The organism is Hornefia butyriciproducens (assembly GCF_009695915.1).
GTDB lineage: Bacteria > Bacillota > Clostridia > Peptostreptococcales > Anaerovoracaceae > Aminicella > Aminicella butyriciproducens.
In genome coordinates, this window is the sequence record NZ_VUMZ01000004.1 from 172,727 (window position 1) to 191,103 (window position 18,377).

An 18,377-nucleotide genomic window follows, 5' to 3' on the forward strand; every position below is an offset into this window, starting at 1 on the left:
CTGTCTTCCTTTCCGTTTTTACTTCTTGATGAACTCTGTGTAAATCGCCCGGACTCCGTTTTCATAATCACCTTCATCGATTCCAACCAGCGTACTGATGCCTTCTACGCCGTAGTCAATCATCCGCACGTTGATCCGGCGGGAGGCCAGCGCGGTCAGAACCTTGGCGCCGATCGCCGGCGAGCTGCTCATGAACCGGCTCACCACCGCGATCATGGCGATTCCCGTGGCAGCCGTTACTTTGTCAGCGTTAACCGCAGACCGGATCTGTGCCGTCAGCTCCCGAACATGTCCGCGGATGTCTTTTTCATTCACAAAGATATTCAGGCTGTCCACGCCGGTCAGGATATTCAGAATCGGAATTCTCTGTTCCCCGAAAATACGCATGACTGTCGTCCTCAGGGCTTCATCCTCGTTCAGACGCTCTTTCTCCACTACGATGCTCGCATACCCCGTGCCGCCGGAAATACCTGAAATTTTCAAAAGCGACGGATAGTAGTCGGCGTTCTTCACGATCAATGTGCCGGGATCCTGCGGCCGGTCCGTATTCCGGATATTGATGGGAATTCCCATTTTCCGCACAGGGAACACCACATCCTCATGCATTACCTCAGCGCCCATGAACGCCAGCTCCCGCAGCTCTTTGTACGTGATCACCGGTACTGGAAGCGGATTTTTCACCACCTTCGGATCCGCCATCAGAAGGCCGCTGACATCCGTCCAGTTCTCGTAGATATCCGCGGTCACTCCGGCAGAGACCGCCGCCCCCGTGATATCCGAGCCTCCCCGCGAAAAGGTCACGATGCGTCCGTCCGGCCCGGATCCGTAGAAGCCTGGAATCACAGCACGTTCATGGCCGGAAAGAACCTCGGCGATCCGGCGGCGGCTCTCCTTCTCCAGGAAGTTCCCCTGCCCGTCGAAGAGAATCAGCTCTGCCGCATCCACAAAATCCGCTCCGACATATTCCGCCATAATCCGCGCACAGAGATTTTCCCCCCGGCTGATCAGAAAGGCGTCTGAACCGTTCTGTTCATATTCCCGCCGTATCTTCTCCATCTCTGCGTCCAGGTCGAAGGAGAGCTTCAGACCACGGACGATTTCGCGGAACCTGCTCGTGATGTCAATGAACCGCTGATCCATAAGCTCCGGGTTTCCGGCACACTCGATGAGCATGTCCGTGATCTTGACATCGTCCTTTCTCCGCTTTCCCGGTGCGGACACAACAATGTACCTTCTGGCCGGATCCTCGCGAAGAATTTCGGCGACCTTCCGGAACTGCGCCGCCGTCGCCAGAGATGTCCCTCCGAACTTCGCAACTTTCAGATCCGCCCGTTCCTGCAGCGCCGGAGCCAGATCCTCCCTGCTGATGGTGCTGATATCATATGGCGTGGACTGATAAACGAAATAGTTCAGCCAGTTGGAATACAGCAGATTGGCGCAGGACCGCCAGCGCACCACCGGCGGCTGTGTGTCGTCATCCTCCGGGAAATAGTGGTCGGGGACAGCAGGCTCCAGTCCCGCTTTTTTGTCCCTGAGATATTCGTTCAGCAATGTGTCCCAGTCATATTCAGAATGTCCCATCACAAAGATCTGGCGGTCGTTTTCCGACTTCACGGCGAAGACCCCCGCCTCCGGGGAGCTGGCGATCACCTTCAGCTCGCTCACCGCCTCGATATCCTCCCGGTTCACCGTAGTATTTCTGGAATGCGGCACATAAAACACGTCGTCGAAGCCCCGGAACAGCATCCCGTTTTTGTAGTCCAGGTGATGCTCATAGACGCCGGACAGCTTCTTCGGCAGGACGTGCTTGGGAATCCCGTAATGGTAATACAGCGCCGCCTGCGCTCCCCAGCAGATATGAAATGTGCTGTGGACGTGGCTCTTGCTCCACTCCATGATTTCACAAAGCTCGTCCCAGTATTCCACCTCTTCGAATTCCATGAGTTCAACCGGCGCACCGGTGATTATCATACCGTCATAGTAATTGTTTCTGATCTCATGAAATGTCTTATAAAAGGCCAGCATATGCTCCTGCGAAACATTGTGCGCCTTGTGTGTGCTGGTCTGAAGGAGCTCCAGCTCGATCTGCAGCGGCGTGTTTCCCAGAAGCCGCGTCAGCTGTGTTTCTGTCTCTATCTTGGTGGGCATCAGGTTCAGCAGCAGAATATGCAAAGGACGGATATCCTGCGTCATCGCCCTGGCATCCGTCATCACAAATACATTTTCCTTTGTTAAGGTATCCACCGCCGGCAGATTATTTGGTACTTTAATAGGCATACCGACCACCCCCTGATCTGTCATCCGTTACAAAATAATACAAACTGAATTTTATCACAAGACACCGCATACTGCAAAGGAAACAGCGCGGCCCGCGTTTCTGTGAAAGGCCTGTGAAAGGCTCTGCAGAATACCGTTTTCCCGCGTTCTGCGCGAAGAATGCGGCGGCGTTCACGGACGAATTCCCTCGAAAATCATGTTGTCGCAATGGAGTTCCGCCCTTGCCTTTGTCCTCTCGTCACTCACCGTCCAGCCCAGCACGACAGTCCGTCCGCCCCGGTGCAGAGGAGTCAGAAACGGTCTGGGATCCTTCATTTTACGGACATTATAGGAAATGAAATCCGGTCGGGTCCACAGGTTGAACCGGCAGTTTGTCAGCGCGTCGCGAAGAGCCCATGGAATCTCCTTTTTCCCGGAATAATCATCTGACAGTTGCCCCACCGGCGTCTCAGGCAGATTCCTCCGCATGAACCTCACGGTAAAAGGGTTGAACGACTGTACCGCAAATTCGCCGTCATACTCGCGCATTCTGGCGCAGAGCCGCCGTTCCAGACGCCCCGCCGGAGATCTGCGGTTTTTCACTTCAATCAGCAGAGGAACCCGCCCGCGCACCAGATCCAGCACCTCCTCCAGACGGGGAATCGTATGCTCGGTATCCATCAGCGCGATGCATTTCAGTTCCCGGCTGTGCAATGCTGCCGACATCCTCTGTATTCCCGTCATCCTCAGCAGATCCCAGTCATGCAATACGAACAGTTCTCCATCTGCGGTCATCTGTATATCCAGTTCGATGGGATATCCCGCATCCATCGCCGCCTGAAAAGCTCCCATGGAGTTCTCCGGAATCCCCCTGCTTCTGTCATGAAGCCCCCGATGGGCGATCGGTCTCGTCAGGAGCCAGCTGTCCTTTTCAATTCTGTTCAAATGTCTCCTCCTTCAGACATCAAAGAGTGTCTGCCGGCGCACAGCACACTGTCGCTATCGGATTGTGCGCCGCGGCGCTGCCGGCCGGCCGTCGTCCGGCCGCTGTCAGCGCCCATTAAGTCCGACGGGGACTTAATGAGCAGATGCTACGTATAACTTTATCAAATGCGTCATGCCATGTCAAATCTAACAGGAGAACAGATTCAATCCGCTGTTTTCTCTGATTTCCTGACGCAGCCTCAGCCGGTACAGCGACAAGCCACAGCAGGCGGCCAAATATTTTATATCTTTTTCACAAAAAATTCGTTTTTATCTATTGACAAAGCACAACAGAAGGTATATATTTCTAACATAAATTAATAAAAATGCATATAACATTGAAAGGCAATGAACGGGAAAAGTACCATGGAGGTTCCGTCACAGTGAGCCGGAGACAGTGAGAACCCGGCACCAGGAGGCCATGCGAAGAACACCCGGGAGCTTCGAGCAGAACGCGCGTCCCGTCGGAGAAATCCGATTCTGCCGCGCCAGTAAGTAAGACGAGTTGTGATCGTTACATCACACGGGCTTGTTGGAGCCCAGAGGGATCGCTTCAGCGATAAATTAGGTGGCACCGCGGATAGCAGCTATTCGTCCTAAACGGATTGAGAAGCTGCGACAGAAATATTCGGAGGTGCTTTTTATGTGTTCGATTATCGGTATAACCGGAAGAAAACTTTCCCGTGAGGAGGTTTCTGCTCATTTTCAGGAGACCGCATCCCGCGGACCGGACAAGATGCGGCTGGAGGAGGCCGGACCCGGATGGCTGGGTTTTCAGCGTCTGTCCATCATGGATCTGTCCTGCGGCGGCATGCAGCCCTTCCACGCAGGCGGCGACAGTCTCGTCTGCAACGGCGAGATCTATGGATTCCGCGATCTGCGGGAACGGCTTTCCGGGGAATTTCACTTTGTCAGCGAAAGCGACTGCGAGGTGATTCTCCCTCTCTATCACAAATACGGGTTCGCCGCGTTTTCCATGCTGGGCAGTGAATTCGCCCTGCTGATTTACGATTCCGCTCTGGACTCCTTTGTCGCCGCTCGGGATCCCATCGGCATCCGCCCTCTCTATTACGGATATGACGCAGCGGGGGAAATTGCCTTCGCCAGCGAACCTAAGGTGCTGGTCGGACTCTGCGATGTCATCCGCCCCTTCCCTCCCGGTCACTACTGGGCGGGAGGCGCGTTCCATCCCTACATTTCCCTCACCGGGTCTTCCCCCGCTGTTTCCGGCGATCTGGACGATGTCTGCCGGGGTATTCGCAGCCGCCTGATCCGTTCGGTAGAAGCGAGACTGGACGCGGACGCGCCTCTGGGCTTTCTTTTGTCCGGCGGCCTGGACTCCAGTCTGGTCTGCGCCATCAGCGCAAAGCTTCTGGGAAGAAAGATACGGACCTTCGCCATCGGCATGGACACGGATCCCATCGACCTGAAGTACGCTAGAGAAGCGGCGGATTTCATCGGTTCCGAGCATACAGAATTTCATATGACGCGGCAGGAGGTTCTGGATGCGCTTCCTGAGGTCATCCGAATCTTAGGAACGTGGGACATCACTACGATCCGCGCCAGTCTGGGCATGTATCTCTGCTGCAAAAAGATTCACCAGACTACCGATATCCGCGTGCTGATGACCGGCGAAATCTCCGATGAGCTTTTCGGGTACAAATACACGGACTTCGCTCCGGACGCCGAGAGCTTTCAGCAGGAATCCGTCAAACGGATCCATGAGCTCCATATGTACGACGTTCTGCGGGCAGACCGCTGTATTTCCGTAAATTCCATGGAAGGGCGAGTGCCCTTCGGGGACACAGATTTTGTCCGTTACGTGCTGAACATCGACCCCGCGATGAAGATGAACACCTACGGAATGGGGAAATACCTGCTCCGCCATGCTTTCGAGGATGACAAACTCCTGCCGGAGGACATTCTGTGGCGGCAGAAGGCGGCCTTCTCTGATGCGGTGGGACACTCGATGGTGGATGACCTGAAGGAATACGCGGAAGCACGTTACACTGACGAGGACTTCCTCCAGGGCGCTGCGAAATACGATTACGCTCGGCCCTTCAGCAAGGAGAGCCTGCTCTATCGTGACATCTTCGAGACATATTATCCGGGACAGGCAGAAATGATTATCGACTTCTGGATGCCCAACCGAGAGTGGGAGGGCTGCGACGTGGACGATCCCTCCGCGAGGGTACTGACAAATTATGGTGAAAGCGGCAGATAGCCGCGGAAAGGATAGAAATATGGATATGAAAGCATCACCGGCAGAATATTACGGCTCCATGGTTTTCGATGAGAAAACGATGAAGGAACGTCTCTCCGGCGCATCCTTCACGGCATGGAAAACCTGCATCACTTCCGGGGAATCTCTGGACATCTCCACCGCGAACGAAATCGCCGAAGCCATGAAGCAATGGGCAGTGGAGCGGGGCGCCACCCACTACACCCACTGGTTCCAGCCGATGACCGGTGCTACCGCGGAAAAGCATGACAGTTTCATTTCCCCTGCGGAAGACGGCCGGGCACTGATGGACTTCTCCGGCAAGGAACTGGTCAAGGGTGAGCCGGACGCCTCCTCCTTCCCCTCCGGAGGGCTGCGGAGCACCTTCGAGGCACGGGGTTATACTGCCTGGGATCCCACATCCTTTGCCTTTGTGAAGGAGCATTCTCTGTACATCCCGACGATCTTCTGCTCTTACTCCGGGCAGGCGCTGGACAAGAAAACCCCTCTGCTGAAATCCATGGATGCGGTAAGTCGCGCGGCAGTGCGGATTCTGCGGCTCTTCGGAGATACCGATACCAGACGGGTCGTGGCGCAGGTGGGGCCTGAGCAGGAGTATTTTCTGATCGACAAATCACTGTACAACAGGCGTGAGGATCTCCGGATGACCGGTCGCACGCTGTTCGGTGCAAAGCCGCCCCGTGGGCAGGAGATGGAAGATCACTACTTCGGCATGATCAAGCCGCGAGTAGCCGCCTTCATGCAGGATCTTGACGAGGAACTGTGGAAGGTGGGTGTTCCTTCCAAAACAAAGCATAACGAGGTCGCTCCGTCACAGCACGAGATGGCTCCTGTTTTCAGCGATGCCAACACCGCCAACGATCATAACCAGCTGGCCATGGAGATGCTGAAAAAGGTGGCTGATCGCCACGGCTTCGTCGCCCTGATTCACGAAAAGCCCTTCCGGTACGTGAACGGATCCGGCAAGCACGATAACTGGTCTCTTTCCACCGATACCGGAAAAAATCTGTTCCGTCCGGGCTCTACGCCCAGCCAGAACGCACAGTTTCTGCTCTTCCTGGCAGCCTTCATCAAGGGCGTCGATGAGTACCAGGAGCTGCTGCGGGCCACAGTCGCATTCCCGGGGAACGATCACCGTCTGGGCGCACAGGAGGCACCGCCGGCCGTTATTTCCATCTTCCTGGGAGATGAACTCAGCGCTGTTGTGGATTCCATCATCAGCGGCACCGACTACACAGATGCAGGAAAGAAGACTCTTGAAATCGGCGTAGACGTGCTTCCGGAAATTCCGTTGGACAACACGGATCGCAACCGGACCTCCCCCATGGCCTTCACCGGCAACAAATTCGAGTTCCGGATGCCGGGCTCTTCCCAGTCCATCGCCGGACCTAATGTAGTTCTGAACGCCGCGATGGCAGAAGAACTGCAGCAGTTCGCGGAAGAGCTGGAAGGCTCCGAGAATTTCATGGAGGATCTTCAGGCTCTTCTTAAGCGAGTATTCACAGAGCACAGGCGGATTCTGTTCGACGGAAACGGCTACGATGAGGCCTGGATCCGGGAGGCGGAAGCCCGAGGCCTCTCCAATCTTAAATCCACCGCAGACGCACTGGCTGCCTACACCGACAAAAAAAATGAAGAACTGCTGATCCGTCACGGTATATATATGGAAGAGGAAATGGAAGCCCGCGGCATCATTCACGTGGAAAATTATAAGACGGTTATCAACATCGAAGGCCGTACTATGGCGGACATGATCCGGAAAAGTATCCTGCCCGCAGCGTCGGAGTATTCCGCCGTGCTGTGCAGCCGCGCTGCACTGAAGAATGACGCCGGTATCAGCGCCTCTTATGAGACGGAACTCGCCCGTCAGATCAGCGATGAGACAGACGCGCTGGCAACGGCGTGCAGCAGGCTGGAACAGAGCCTGAACCGGATGCCCGGCGACGACATTGAAGCACTGCACTTCTGTCATGATGAGATTATCCGCGATATGGACGAGGCCCGGGACATCGCCGACCGGCTGGAGCTCATGGTGGACAAAAAATACTGGCCCTTCCCCACCTATGCGGATCTGCTTTTCAGCGAACGGTGAAGCTGCTGAGAGCTGTATAAATGATGGCCGTCGCGTAACACCTGCGGCCGGGAGCACAGCAAATAGAGCAGGAGGTGAGTGACAATTCACTCACCTCCTCTCACATCAACGTACATTTCTCGTATACGCCGGTTTCAATGGCTGACATGCATCCGACTGTCTGTCAGCGAATGTCCCACTTGCTCCGAACCACTTTTTCCCGCGCAGTTGAATAATAGTTGGGAAACGCCTCCTTCAGATACCGGGCGTTGCTCACCCAGTTCATCAGCATCAGTTTCAGCACGCGGCTGAAGTCCTCATTGAGATGGCGGATATCCTCCTCGCTCAGCCGGGAGTAATCCCCTCTGAGCCGGAATTCGTCAATCAGATGAAACACGCCCCACAGCATATCCGTGAAATCCTCATGTTCCAGCAGCATAGGATTGGATGAAATAACGAGAAGGGCAACTCTCCGATCCAGAATCAGTTTTCTTGAACTCTCATAGATCTCCTCGTTAATGCTGACCCGGATATCTCTCTCCGAAAGTTCTCTCCTCAGCCGCCGTTCCTCCTCTTCACAGTCTACACTGCGGTCCGCCAGTGACGCCAGCTCCGCACCGTCGTCAGCCGCCCGGAGAATCAGCGCCATCAGCCTTGCTCCCAGCTCCGTATAGAAGGTGCTGGTCAGCATACGGGTCTTCTCCTGTCGCTCTTTTTTCTCCTGCGCCGCGATCAGTTCTCCCACCACCAGGGTGGCGATGGCAATGGTCACCGGCATGAAGGCGAAATCCTGAAGGATATAGAACGCCGTGTTTCTCACATCATGAAAAATCAGAATCTGAAGTCCGTAAATCAGTGCGGAAACCGCAATCAGCAGGAGGACAATCCTGCGCATCTTACCTCTGTCCATCGTTTTCTTTCCCTTTTACTTTTCTTCTGCTGTACTCCTGCTGTGGCCGCACCGGACGCAGGTGCCATCCGGCAGAATCGTTTTTCTCTTCTGTCAGAACGTCTTTACTTTCTTTGTTACAGCTGCGCCAGCCGGCGGTACAGGCTGCGGATGTCCTCTGCCGAGGGAACTCTCGGGTTCGTCTTCAGGCAGCGATCCTTCAGCGCGTTTTCCGTCATACGGTCGATGGCAGCCATATACTCATCCCAGTCTATTCCCAGCTCCTCCAGATTTCCCGGAATACCGATGCGATCCATCAGCGCACGGATATTCCGCACCAGCAGATGAATCGTAGCCTTATTTGTTCCGGCTGAAACGCCGATCACACGGGCGATGTCGAGATACTGCAGCAGAGAATCGCCCTCTCCCGGCAGTTCAAGCCCCGCATTATATTCGATGCTCAGCGGCAGGAACATGGCGCAGCAGCGTCCGTGAGGAATATGGAACTGTTCTCCGAGCTGATGCGCCATGCTGTGGCATATCCCGAGAGACGCCACATTGAAGGCCGCCCCCGCCATACAGGACGCGTTATGCATATGCGCCCGGGCGTTCAGATCCGATCCGTCGGTCACACACCGCTCCAGGAAATCGAAGACCGTACGGATGGACTTCTCTGCGAAAGCATCCGTAAAATCGTTGGCGTTCGTGGAAACAAATGCCTCAATGGCATGTGTCAGAACGTCCATTCCGGTATCCGCTGTGATTTTCGGCGGAACAGTCTCCGTCAGCAGCGGATCCAGGAATACCACATCCGGCGTCAGATCATCGTCCACCAGCGGATATTTGACGCCCGCCGCCTTGTCCGTTATGACCGCGAACGCGGTAACCTCGCTGCCGGTTCCGCTGGTCGTGGGCAGCGCCACGAGCCGGGGCAGCTCCACGCCGCAATACTGAGCGTAAAGCTTAACCACCGCCTTCGCCGTATCGATGGCAGAGCCTCCTCCCATCGCAAAAACCGTGTCCGGCCGGAAGTTCACAATGGCGTTCAGGCAGTCCTTCACCACTTCCATATCCGGATCCGGCACCACCCGGGCAAAGATATCGTAGGGAACATTCATTTCCCGCAATGTTTCGGTGACTAGCTCTGTCTTTCCGGACTCCTGCATGAACGGATCGCAGATGACGTACGCCCGCCGCATCTCGAAATTCCGGATCTCCTCACAGCATTTGTGCCCCATGAAGATTCTGGTGTTCATTACGAATTTTTCCATATAGTCGATTTCCTTTCTGTTCGTGCATACCGGCGTCCGTTTTTCAGCCGAATATCACGTCTTCAATGTCCTCGCAGGAGGAGGCGATGCAGCCCGCACGATTCAGCATCAGAAACGCCCTGCTGCGAAATCCCCAGTCCACCGATATGCAGTCTAGTCCGGAATTCGACGCCGTCTGGATGTCCACCTCGGAATCTCCGATGTAGACCGCTTCCCGACGGTCAGTCTTCAGTTGCCCCAGCGCCTTCTCCACCATATCCGGGTACGGCTTGCGGCGGATTCCCCGAACCTCGCCTGCCGCGTAATCGAACAGTCCCTCAAAGTGTTCCCGGTTCAGGCTCTGAACTGCCTCATCCGGCTTGTTTGAGACCACCGCGATTCCGATGCCCCGCCGTTTCAGATTTCTGAGCATCGGCAGGATCCCGGGATAAGGACCGGTTTTTATATTACAGTGCTCCGCATAATACGGAGTGTATGCCGCCCGGATTTCCTCCGCCAGCTTCTCATCGACGGAAAGGGGCGGCTCGTCCTTTGTTCCGATCTGCTCCAGCCTCTCCAGAGGAAATCCGTTCTCCACCGCCAGCGCTCTTCGAATCGCTACAGCGGCGCCGCTTCCGAAGAAAAGCTTCACCTCGTCCTCACTGAAGTCGCTCCGATGGTCGAAATCTCTGAACGTATGGTTCAGCGCATCCCGCAGATCCGCAACGGTATCCAGAATCGTTCCGTCCATATCAAAAATTGCAGCCTTATATCCCATGTATTTTCCGTCCTATGCTTTCGTAAACTTGTCCTTCGCCTGCCCGCATCTCGGACAGTTCCAGTTCTCCGGCAGTTCTTCAAACTTTGTTCCTGCCGGAATTCCGTGATCGGGATCACCGATTTCCGGATCATATACATATCCGCAGACCGTGCAGACATATTTCCCGGTGGATTCCTTCACAATGGCCTCTTTCGGAGGAATGCTCTCCGGTGGATTATCCAGATCGCATACCCTCTTTGCCTCCAGATTCTCATAACCCAGTGGCGTATGCGTGGAAACATAGACAGTAGGATTGTTTCTGATGAATTCTCTTACCATGTCCAGCGATGTTCTTGCCGCATCCAAATCCTCAAAGATCGTGGACAGTTTGTTTTCATACAAAGCCTCATCAGTATATGTAATATCTCCATGAATCATGTAGAAGAGACCCCCGTCTTCCACAATGACGATGCTGTTTCCCTTTGTATGACCCGGCGCAGGGATGTATCGGATCCCTTCCGCAATCTTCTGCGAACGCGGGAAATTATGATAGGGTCCATCCTCAAAGGTCGCTGCAACAGTATTTTTGTACGGCTTCATTTCGTCAGAATCCAGATCTTCCTTGCTGCAATAGATGGTCGCATTAGGAAAGCTTCTCAATTCACCGGTATGATCCGCATGTTTATGAGTGACCAGGATCTTAGAAATCTGCTCCGGCTGGTATCCTGCCTCTGCCAGAGCCGACACATAATCTGTGATCTTGTTCCCCATGAAGAGAATCGTCTTTTCATCCGGAACCTGCTCCGGAAATTCCTTCGGCAGGCCGGTATCTACCAGGATAACCTCGTCACCGGTATCGATTACATAATTCTGCAGACTGGATCTGTACCGGATCGCAGGATCAAACTTCTCCATCCCTTCTTCTCCCCCAAAAGGAAGAGGCTGCAGCATATAGCCGTTCTCAAAAAGCTTTACTGGTTTAATCTGCATAATATTTCTCCTTACCGTAGATTTTCCGGAACAAAGAGTCCTCTGTCCGCGAGGTCTACGCCCTCGTTCTGAAGCAGTTTTATCTTCTTGTCTATGCCGCCGGCGTAACCCGTAAGGCTCCCGTTTTTTCCGACAACCCGATGGCAGGGCACGATGATCGTCAGCGGGTTATGGCCGACCGCACCACCGACCGCCTGAGCCGAAACCCGGTCCTTTCCGGTCTTCTCCGCGACAGTCTCTGCAATCCGTCCATATGTCGTTGTCTGTCCAAATGGAATCTTCAGCATTTCACGGGAAACCATTCTGCGAAAATCCGAACCAGTGAGCTCCAGCGGCGGCAGAAATCCCGGATCCTTTCCCTCGAAATACAGATCCAGCCATTCCTTTATCCTCAGAAAAACCGGCAGTTTCCGCTCTGCAGGCTGCTCCGCTTCATCCATCAGACTTCTGTCGTATTTCTGCCGGTCGAACCAGAGGGCATAGAGTTTCTCTCCGTCCTCCGAATACATCGTCATGGTTCCCAGCGGCGAATCGTATTTCATGCAGCAGCTCATCTCCAACCCCCTTACAGATATTACTCAGAAACCGATTCATTGCAGTTCCGGACTGCGGATGCACCTATCCGAAGAAACGCCGGATCTCCGCTTCCGCAGACTCCGGGGAATCTGATCCGTGAATCAGGTTGTATCTTGTCGACGCGGCGAAATCACCGCGGATCGTCCCGGCCTCTGCATCTTCGAAACGGGTGGCCCCCATCAGGATGCGCATTCCCCGGATTGCGTTTTCTCCTTCTACGATCATCGCCAGCACCGGCCCCGACGTCATGTATTCCACGATGTCCGGGAAGAAGGGTTCATCCTTCAGATGCGCGTAATGCTCCCGCAGGATCGGCTCGTCCAGCGTCATCATTTTCGCGTCAGCGAGGCGATAACCCTTTCTCTCGATGCGGGCGATCACCTCTCCCGCAAGTCCGCGTCGGATGCAGTCCGGCTTAAGCATAATATATGTGCGTTCTGTTGCCATTATTGTTGTCCTTTCTCCACGGCTGCCGCCGTTACTGCGTTTGCGGTTCTTCGCGGTTTCCGCAGAGGCAGCGTCGCTGCGTCCGCGGCTGCCGCCGTGCCTGCTACCTCTCTCCAAACAGATCTGCCAGCACCTTGTCGGCGCTCATGCTGCGGTATTTCTCCGGATCCGCAAGTTTCTTACTGCTCCAGCGGAAGCGGCCGTAGTCCCTGTTATATGAGGAACCGTAGGTCAGGGTCGTCGACGGGAAACGGCTGTACCAGGAAGGATAATATTTCTTCATGTACTTTCTGGCAAGTTTTGCAGCCTGACTGTTTTTCACGCCTGCCCTGCTGTAGGTTCCGCTGAGTTTAACGCCTGCCGGAGAGCTGTGCAGCACGACGGTGCTTCCGTCCTTGCATTCGCCCAGAGAAATCCAGATATGCTCCGGTCCGCTCATGATGTCCCCGGCCTGATGCTTCTTCACCTTTCTGGCTTTGGTCCAGCTCCCGTAGCCGAGGTCGGCGAACCATTTTCCCTGCTTGTCGGCGCCTTTCACAAAGCCCTTGCTTCCGTTCACAGTATGCAGGGTATTGTACATGAGCCACCCCACATATCCGGAGCAGTCCAGCCCGCTGTTAATCTGATATCGGTAATTATTATAATTGTAGTACTTTGTTTTCGTCGCCGCAAAGGCTCTCCACCTGGGAGACGTTCCGACGGTGCGCGCAGGAGTGCCTGCTCCGTTGTCGGCTTTGTTCCATCCGCCGCCCCAGACGTACATCGTACTCCCCATCGGCGCCAGCGCAGTGCGCAGGAAGTTCTTCACCGTGGAAACGCCCGCGGAAGCCACTGTCGTATAACGCACAGCGCTTTTCTTTGTCTTGAGGTAGGAATTTCCCTTCTTTGTCCACGCTCTGACCGCGTAGCCGTAGGTCACGCCTCTGGTCATATTCTTCCGGATCACTTTACAGGATGTCACCTTTGCGACCCGGGTCAGTTTGCCGTTTCCGGCCTTCTCATAGACAATATATCCCTTCGCGCCGGACACCTTCTCCCATGACACGGCGATCCTTGTGTTCACCGCCGTCGCCATCACACCCTTAGGCGCGCTTTTTGTAAAGGACGCGGCACTGCACTGCCGCGGTACAAACAAAACCAAGAGTATCAGGCACAAAGCCGCCGCCACCGGCGTCATTCTTTTCATCATCGTTTTCATATACTCTCCTTCTCCCTTCCCTTATCCCGGGGAAGCCCGATTTCAAACTGCTGGTAGTCCCAGGCATCCAGCCACCGGCGCAGACGCTCCGTGTCATATGGAACATTGTTTCCGAGCTCCTTTGTCAGCCCCGGGTCCTTCGCGTAGAAAACGCCCCGGTCATATTTCCAGAAACACAGCACATGCCCGTTATGGACCTTTCTTTTGTTCCCGCGGATATCATAAAAACCGGTTTGCCGTGAAGACGCCCAGATTACTGTATTCTCCCCAGACAGCGCCGTGCGGAAAGCCTCCGTGCTCCGTTCAAGGGGCCTGGCCTCTATACCGAACAGCCGCCGGTTCATCTCGTTAAATCTGAGCTGGGCGTCACCGCCGCAGATGCTTGTGGCCTCCCTGTCGCAGACCCGCCGCTGATCGATTCCCGCAGAATCCCGCATACGATACACATCCTCCGGCGTCAGCTCCCGGCCGGTGAGAATATCAATGCACATGGTCATCGCCACCAGTCCACAGCCGTTGTAGTCAACCGCTCCCTCCCAGTAAGGAAGTGATTCCCAGGGCGCACCGTGCCGCTGCGAAAAAAACAGATTTTCTCCCCGCCGTTCCAATTCATTGCGACTCATTTGTTCCCCTCACGCTTTCCACAGATCGGAAACAAAATACATCATGGCGCACCAGGTCACCATCGGATACCGGTGACCGTGAGGATCCTTTCCTTCCCGGAGCAGGCAAAGCACCTCTTCCCGGGTGGCCAGAAGGAATCCCGCGAATTTCTCACTTCCCACGGCGCCTTTCTGATTCAGTTCAGAAAGGTCATCCAGATGAGCCGTCATGGCGATCAGTGCCGTACACTCATCGGTAAATCCGGGGCTGTTGAATACCAGCGGATTGACCATGCGGATGTCGTCCGTGACCTTCAGCATAATTCCGGTTTCCTCATAGATTTCCCGTTTCATCGCCGTGAACAAAGGCTGATCCGATTCTTTGTCGCTCTCGTCCACCAGACCTGCAGGAATGCTCAGCATATACTGCCCCGTAGGATAACGATATTCATAATCCAACAGCAGCCGGGGTTCGCTGTCCGGCGTCTTGATTACCAGAAATCCGCTGACCGCATCCGGCAGCATGGAATTAAAATCATTTTCCGATTTGATCGCTGCGATGTTTTCCAGTTCCCTGCGCGAGGCATCGTAGTAATGTGCACCTTCCTCGTACTGAAGGTCGAAAACTCTGACGAATCTGGTGTCCGCGACGGTCTTCACGTTATCTTTTCGGATTGCCATACTTTGCCACTCCTCTCAAAGAAATCCTGATTTCATTATATCGGTAAAACTGAGAATGTCAATCTTTCCGATGTTCCGATACATCAAACCGCACATTCGACATTCCGATACATCATACCGCACCGGTGTGCCCGACCGGACATCCGGCCCGGCGATCCCGCAGCATACACGGCGCATCCTACAGAAAAACCGCGGACGCTACCGCGGTTTCCTTCATTTATTAATGTGTACTCAGCCGTCGAATATGCGCGAGACATCAATAATGAAACGAGCATATTCGATGGCCTGCCGCAAGGTTTTCAGGAGTTTTATTCTGCGGCTACACTGCGACTCCGGCCGGCTCCACCAACTGACGCGGACCCGCATCAGCGATTTCCGGATCAATGTCCGGGTATTTCTCTGCAAAATTTTTCTCAAACAGCGCTGCCAGCTGGTTCGCCTGCAGGTCGTAAGCATCGCGATCCTTCCATGTCGCCCGCGGATCCAGGATTTCCGCCGGAACGCCGGGGCAGCTGACGGGAACATCCAGATTGAACTGACGGTTATGAACAAACTTCACATTATCCAGTTCTCCGTTCAATGCCGCCGAGATCATGGCTCTCGTATATTTCAGACGGATGCGGGCTCCCTCTCCGTAAGGGCCTCCGCTCCACCCGGTATTGACCAGATAGACGCGGGTACCGTATTTTTCAAGCCGCTCTCCCAGCATCCGCGCATACACCTCCGCGCGCAACGGCATGAACGGTTCGCCGAAAAGTGTGGAAAAGGTGGGCTGAGGCTCTCTGACGCCGCGCTCCGTTCCCGCCAGCTTTGCGGTAAATCCGGTAATGAACTGATACATCGCCGCGTTGCCGGACAGTCGTGAAATCGGAGGCAACACTCCGAACGCATCCGCTGTCAGGAAAACCACAGCCTTTGGCACGCCTCCGCGTCCCGGTTTCTGCGAATTAGAGATGAAATCCACCGGATATCCGACACGGGTGTTCTCCGTCAGCGACCGGTCTCCAAAATCCATCTCCCCGGTTTTCGGATCCATCACCACGTTTTCCGCAACCGCGCCGAATTTCACTGCGTGATAAATCTCCGGCTGCTCATCCTCCTTCAGGTCGATGCACTTAGCGTAACAGCCTCCCTCAATATTGAACACTCCGGTATCCGACCAGCCGTGCTCGTCATCGCCGATCAGCTTTCTTGCCGGATCCGCCGACAGGGTGGTTTTACCAGTGCCCGACAGTCCGAAGAACACCGCCGTTTCTCCGGTCTCCGGATCCATATTGGCGGAGCAGTGCATCGGGAGCACCTGATCCTCCGTCGGGAGCACGAAATTCATTACTGAAAACACGGATTTTTTTATCTCGCCGGCATACTGCGTTCCCGCGATGATTACAAAATGAGCTTCATAATCGATGATGATCGCCGCCTCCGAATGTATCCCGAAACGTTCCGGGTCACATTTGTACCCCGGTACTGCGAGAATCGTAAAGTCCGGTTCACCGAACTGCTCCAGTTCTTCGTCCTCCGGACGGATGAGCAGATTCCGGATAAACAGATTCTGCCACGCCTTCTCATTGATGATTCTGAATTTCCTGCGATGCTCCGGATCCGCTCCCGCGAAGCCGTCGAACAGAAATACCTCCCGACCGTCCATGTACCGGATCATTTCGTTTTTTATGGCACGGAAGGTCTCTCTGTCGATGGGGCGGTTGACCTCTCCCCAGTGAATAAGGTCATGCACGCCCTCTGAATCGACGATATATTTGTCATGAGGCGATCTTCCTGTATATTTCCCGGTCTCCACCACCAGGGCTCCCGTGTCCGCAAGATGTCCCTCGCCGCGGCTCAGCGCCTTCTCCACCAGCGCTGCCGGATACAGGTTGCGATACACCCGGCCGGGTTTCATTCCAATACGTTCAAGACTGCACATCTCCATTTCTCTCCATCCTTTCGTATGTCATCGAGTTTCGGATTTCTTCTTGATTTCATTATAGGAGCATAGTAAACTATAATCAAATACTTATGTATTTATATTTTATATAACTCCATAATTATACTTTAGGAAAAGAGGAGCATCAGCATGTTCAGAGGAATGCATTACGTGTACAGCGTGTACAAAGAACGGAGTTTTTCCAGAGCCGCCGCGGCGCTTCACATCTCGCAGCCATCTCTGAGCGCCAATATCCGGCGCATTGAAGAGAAGGTGGGCTGTCCTTTGTTCGACCGGAGCACAAAGCCTCTGGAGGTGACGGAATGCGGCGCGCGGTACATCCGCTGTGCAGAGGAGATCATGGCTATCGAGAACGGTTTTGAATCGTATATAAACGATCTGGAAGGACTGAAGACAGGAACGCTTAATTTCGGGGGAAGCAACTTCTTTTCATCCTGGGTGCTGCCGCCAATGATTTCTGATTTTTCACGGGAATACCCGGATCTGAATATCACGCTGACAGAAGCGCGATCCGTGGAACTCACGCGGATGCTGCAGGATGCAGTCATCGATTTCGTGATGGACAACAAAGAACTGGACCTGGAGGTCTTCGACCGCAGGCAGGTGGGAAACGAGCGGCTTCTTCTGGTCGTGCCCGAAGGCTTTTCCGCAAACAGGACGCTGGGGGAATTTCAGATTCCTCTCTCCGAAATCCGCAGTGGTTCTTTTCGGGAAAGCCGGACGCCGGCAGTGCCATTGTATCACTTCACGAACTGCCCGTTCATCCTGCTCCATCCGGAAAACGACACCGGGAAGCGCAGTTACCAGATCTGCCAAGAACAGAGCTTCCACCCCCACGTCGTTCTGGAACTGGATCAGCAGCTGACCGCCTACAACATCGCCAGTTCAGGGTTGGGAATCACCTTTTCCGGAGAGCGTCTGCTGTCCAGCGTTCCGCCGAACCCGAAACTGGTGTATTACAAGCTCGCCAGCCGCTTTGTGACTCGTAACATCTATCTATACTGGAAGCGGGGTCGTTATGTGAGCAAGGCGATGCAGGTCTTTATGGAATTTATCGCATCGCCGGGAAATTCAGCAGAAACAAAAAAAGCCGCGCCCGGAGAGGCCGCGGAATAAAAAAAAACCGCACTCGGACAGACGACGTCGTCCGATAGTGCGGTAAAGAGTTGACCGGCGCGGCATTCGACTGCTGCCGCGGAATCTGACTCTTCAGCACGAAACCGGTCGCGCAGCGAAGTCCGATGGCGCGTTGAAAAGCCGGCCGGCGCGGAGGGCATCATTCCCGCTCTGCGGGCTGCCCGTTCCCTTTGTGGCCGCAGTTCTCCAGCTCCGCTAAGGCGCAATGACTGCAGTCGCCGCCGCAGCTGATGCTTTTCCCGGCTTTTTTCTGTTTATAAATGCTGTATAACGCCGCAGCAGCTGCTGCCGCAACGATAACGATTACAATTCCGGTTGCCATACTGTCACCCCCTTGTCTGGTCGATAC

General features: G+C 54.6%; 16 protein-coding genes and 1 other annotated feature. Of the genes, 3 read left to right on the plus strand and 13 right to left on the minus strand.

Features of this window, described 5'->3' with window-relative positions:
* Positions 1 to 18 precede the first annotated feature (18 nt).
* Entirely contained in the window at positions 19 to 2,277 is a 2,259-nt protein-coding gene (gene metA / locus FYJ64_RS05810) for a homoserine O-acetyltransferase MetA (RefSeq protein WP_154574261.1), read from the minus strand.
* Between the two features lie 171 nt (positions 2,278 to 2,448).
* Positions 2,449 to 3,201, minus strand: coding sequence for a glycerophosphodiester phosphodiesterase family protein (locus FYJ64_RS05815; protein ID WP_154574262.1), 753 nt, complete (start codon positions 3,199 to 3,201; stop codon positions 2,449 to 2,451).
* A 378-nt stretch (positions 3,202 to 3,579) separates the two neighbouring features.
* Positions 3,580 to 3,842: a binding site (T-box leader), on the plus strand.
* A gap of 41 nt (positions 3,843 to 3,883) precedes the next feature.
* On the opposite strand from FYJ64_RS05815, the gene asnB reads away from it, so the two are divergent.
* Complete coding sequence (gene asnB, locus FYJ64_RS05820; RefSeq protein WP_154574263.1) at positions 3,884 to 5,464, plus strand: asparagine synthase B; 1,581 nt, start codon at positions 3,884 to 3,886, stop codon at positions 5,462 to 5,464.
* A 19-nt stretch (positions 5,465 to 5,483) separates the two neighbouring features.
* Positions 5,484 to 7,574: a glutamine synthetase III family protein gene (locus FYJ64_RS05825; RefSeq protein ID WP_407717138.1), complete on the plus strand. Its 2,091-nt coding sequence runs from the start codon at positions 5,484 to 5,486 to the stop codon at positions 7,572 to 7,574.
* 163 nt (positions 7,575 to 7,737) lie between these two features.
* Here FYJ64_RS05825 and FYJ64_RS05830 read toward each other — a convergent pair whose 3' ends face one another.
* The 10 genes from FYJ64_RS05830 to pckA form a co-directional block, all read right to left on the minus strand.
* Complete coding sequence (locus tag FYJ64_RS05830; protein WP_154574264.1) at positions 7,738 to 8,463, minus strand: hypothetical protein; 726 nt, start codon at positions 8,461 to 8,463, stop codon at positions 7,738 to 7,740.
* A 116-nt stretch (positions 8,464 to 8,579) separates the two neighbouring features.
* Positions 8,580 to 9,713, minus strand: a complete 1,134-nt coding sequence (locus FYJ64_RS05835) for a 1-propanol dehydrogenase PduQ (protein WP_154574265.1) — start codon at positions 9,711 to 9,713, stop codon at positions 8,580 to 8,582.
* A gap of 43 nt (positions 9,714 to 9,756) precedes the next feature.
* Positions 9,757 to 10,470 carry an HAD family hydrolase gene (locus tag FYJ64_RS05840; RefSeq protein ID WP_154574266.1) on the minus strand — a complete coding sequence of 238 codons (714 nt, stop codon included), beginning with the start codon at positions 10,468 to 10,470 and terminating at the stop codon, positions 9,757 to 9,759.
* Between the two features lie 12 nt (positions 10,471 to 10,482).
* On the minus strand, positions 10,483 to 11,442 hold the full coding sequence (locus FYJ64_RS11745) for a rubredoxin (RefSeq protein WP_154574267.1): 960 nt from the start codon (positions 11,440 to 11,442) through the stop codon (positions 10,483 to 10,485).
* 11 nt (positions 11,443 to 11,453) lie between these two features.
* Positions 11,454 to 11,984 carry a methylated-DNA--[protein]-cysteine S-methyltransferase gene (locus FYJ64_RS05850; RefSeq protein WP_235897122.1) on the minus strand — a complete coding sequence of 177 codons (531 nt, stop codon included), beginning with the start codon at positions 11,982 to 11,984 and terminating at the stop codon, positions 11,454 to 11,456.
* Between the two features lie 76 nt (positions 11,985 to 12,060).
* Positions 12,061 to 12,465, minus strand: coding sequence for a nucleoside-diphosphate kinase (gene ndk / locus FYJ64_RS05855; RefSeq protein WP_154574269.1), 405 nt, complete (start codon positions 12,463 to 12,465; stop codon positions 12,061 to 12,063).
* A 103-nt stretch (positions 12,466 to 12,568) separates the two neighbouring features.
* Entirely contained in the window at positions 12,569 to 13,663 is a 1,095-nt protein-coding gene (locus tag FYJ64_RS05860; RefSeq protein WP_154574270.1) for a fibronectin type III domain-containing protein, read from the minus strand.
* Complete coding sequence (locus tag FYJ64_RS05865; RefSeq protein WP_154574271.1) at positions 13,660 to 14,286, minus strand: hypothetical protein; 627 nt, start codon at positions 14,284 to 14,286, stop codon at positions 13,660 to 13,662. The genes FYJ64_RS05860 and FYJ64_RS05865 overlap by 4 nt, the downstream gene beginning before the upstream one ends.
* A gap of 9 nt (positions 14,287 to 14,295) precedes the next feature.
* The gene (locus FYJ64_RS05870) at positions 14,296 to 14,946 is read right to left on the minus strand and encodes an NUDIX hydrolase (RefSeq protein WP_154574272.1); all 651 of its coding nucleotides are present in this window, start codon (positions 14,944 to 14,946) and stop codon (positions 14,296 to 14,298) included.
* A 319-nt stretch (positions 14,947 to 15,265) separates the two neighbouring features.
* A complete protein-coding gene (gene pckA / locus FYJ64_RS05875) occupies positions 15,266 to 16,870 on the minus strand; it encodes a phosphoenolpyruvate carboxykinase (ATP) (RefSeq protein ID WP_465250619.1) in 1,605 nt (534 codons plus the stop codon).
* Positions 16,871 to 17,020: 150 nt separating this feature from the next.
* Here pckA and FYJ64_RS05880 point away from each other — a divergent pair, with 150 nt between their 5' ends.
* A complete protein-coding gene (locus tag FYJ64_RS05880) occupies positions 17,021 to 18,007 on the plus strand; it encodes a LysR family transcriptional regulator (protein ID WP_154574274.1) in 987 nt (328 codons plus the stop codon).
* A 160-nt stretch (positions 18,008 to 18,167) separates the two neighbouring features.
* Here the strand turns inward: FYJ64_RS05880 and FYJ64_RS05885 are convergent, their stop codons facing one another.
* Positions 18,168 to 18,350 carry a FeoB-associated Cys-rich membrane protein gene (locus FYJ64_RS05885; RefSeq protein WP_154574275.1) on the minus strand — a complete coding sequence of 61 codons (183 nt, stop codon included), beginning with the start codon at positions 18,348 to 18,350 and terminating at the stop codon, positions 18,168 to 18,170.
* Positions 18,351 to 18,377 lie beyond the last annotated feature (27 nt).

What these genes read in the sequence shown, in the direction of transcription:
- metA (WP_154574261.1), bottom strand. Translation starts at nt 2,277, where the DNA reads ATGCCTATTAAAGTACCAAATAATCTGCCGGCGGTGGATACCTTAACA.
- asnB (WP_154574263.1), top strand. Translation starts at nt 3,884, where the DNA reads ATGTGTTCGATTATCGGTATAACCGGAAGAAAACTTTCCCGTGAGGAG.
- FYJ64_RS05825 (WP_407717138.1), top strand. Translation starts at nt 5,484, where the DNA reads ATGGATATGAAAGCATCACCGGCAGAATATTACGGCTCCATGGTTTTC.
- FYJ64_RS05830 (WP_154574264.1), bottom strand. Translation starts at nt 8,463, where the DNA reads ATGGACAGAGGTAAGATGCGCAGGATTGTCCTCCTGCTGATTGCGGTT.
- FYJ64_RS05835 (WP_154574265.1), bottom strand. Translation starts at nt 9,713, where the DNA reads ATGGAAAAATTCGTAATGAACACCAGAATCTTCATGGGGCACAAATGC.
- FYJ64_RS05840 (WP_154574266.1), bottom strand. Translation starts at nt 10,470, where the DNA reads ATGGGATATAAGGCTGCAATTTTTGATATGGACGGAACGATTCTGGAT.
- FYJ64_RS11745 (WP_154574267.1), bottom strand. Translation starts at nt 11,442, where the DNA reads ATGCAGATTAAACCAGTAAAGCTTTTTGAGAACGGCTATATGCTGCAG.
- FYJ64_RS05850 (WP_235897122.1), bottom strand. Translation starts at nt 11,984, where the DNA reads ATGAAATACGATTCGCCGCTGGGAACCATGACGATGTATTCGGAGGAC.
- ndk (WP_154574269.1), bottom strand. Translation starts at nt 12,465, where the DNA reads ATGGCAACAGAACGCACATATATTATGCTTAAGCCGGACTGCATCCGA.
- FYJ64_RS05860 (WP_154574270.1), bottom strand. Translation starts at nt 13,663, where the DNA reads ATGAAAACGATGATGAAAAGAATGACGCCGGTGGCGGCGGCTTTGTGC.
- FYJ64_RS05865 (WP_154574271.1), bottom strand. Translation starts at nt 14,286, where the DNA reads ATGAGTCGCAATGAATTGGAACGGCGGGGAGAAAATCTGTTTTTTTCG.
- FYJ64_RS05870 (WP_154574272.1), bottom strand. Translation starts at nt 14,946, where the DNA reads ATGGCAATCCGAAAAGATAACGTGAAGACCGTCGCGGACACCAGATTC.
- pckA (WP_465250619.1), bottom strand. Translation starts at nt 16,870, where the DNA reads ATGTGCAGTCTTGAACGTATTGGAATGAAACCCGGCCGGGTGTATCGC.
- FYJ64_RS05880 (WP_154574274.1), top strand. Translation starts at nt 17,021, where the DNA reads ATGTTCAGAGGAATGCATTACGTGTACAGCGTGTACAAAGAACGGAGT.
- FYJ64_RS05885 (WP_154574275.1), bottom strand. Translation starts at nt 18,350, where the DNA reads ATGGCAACCGGAATTGTAATCGTTATCGTTGCGGCAGCAGCTGCTGCG.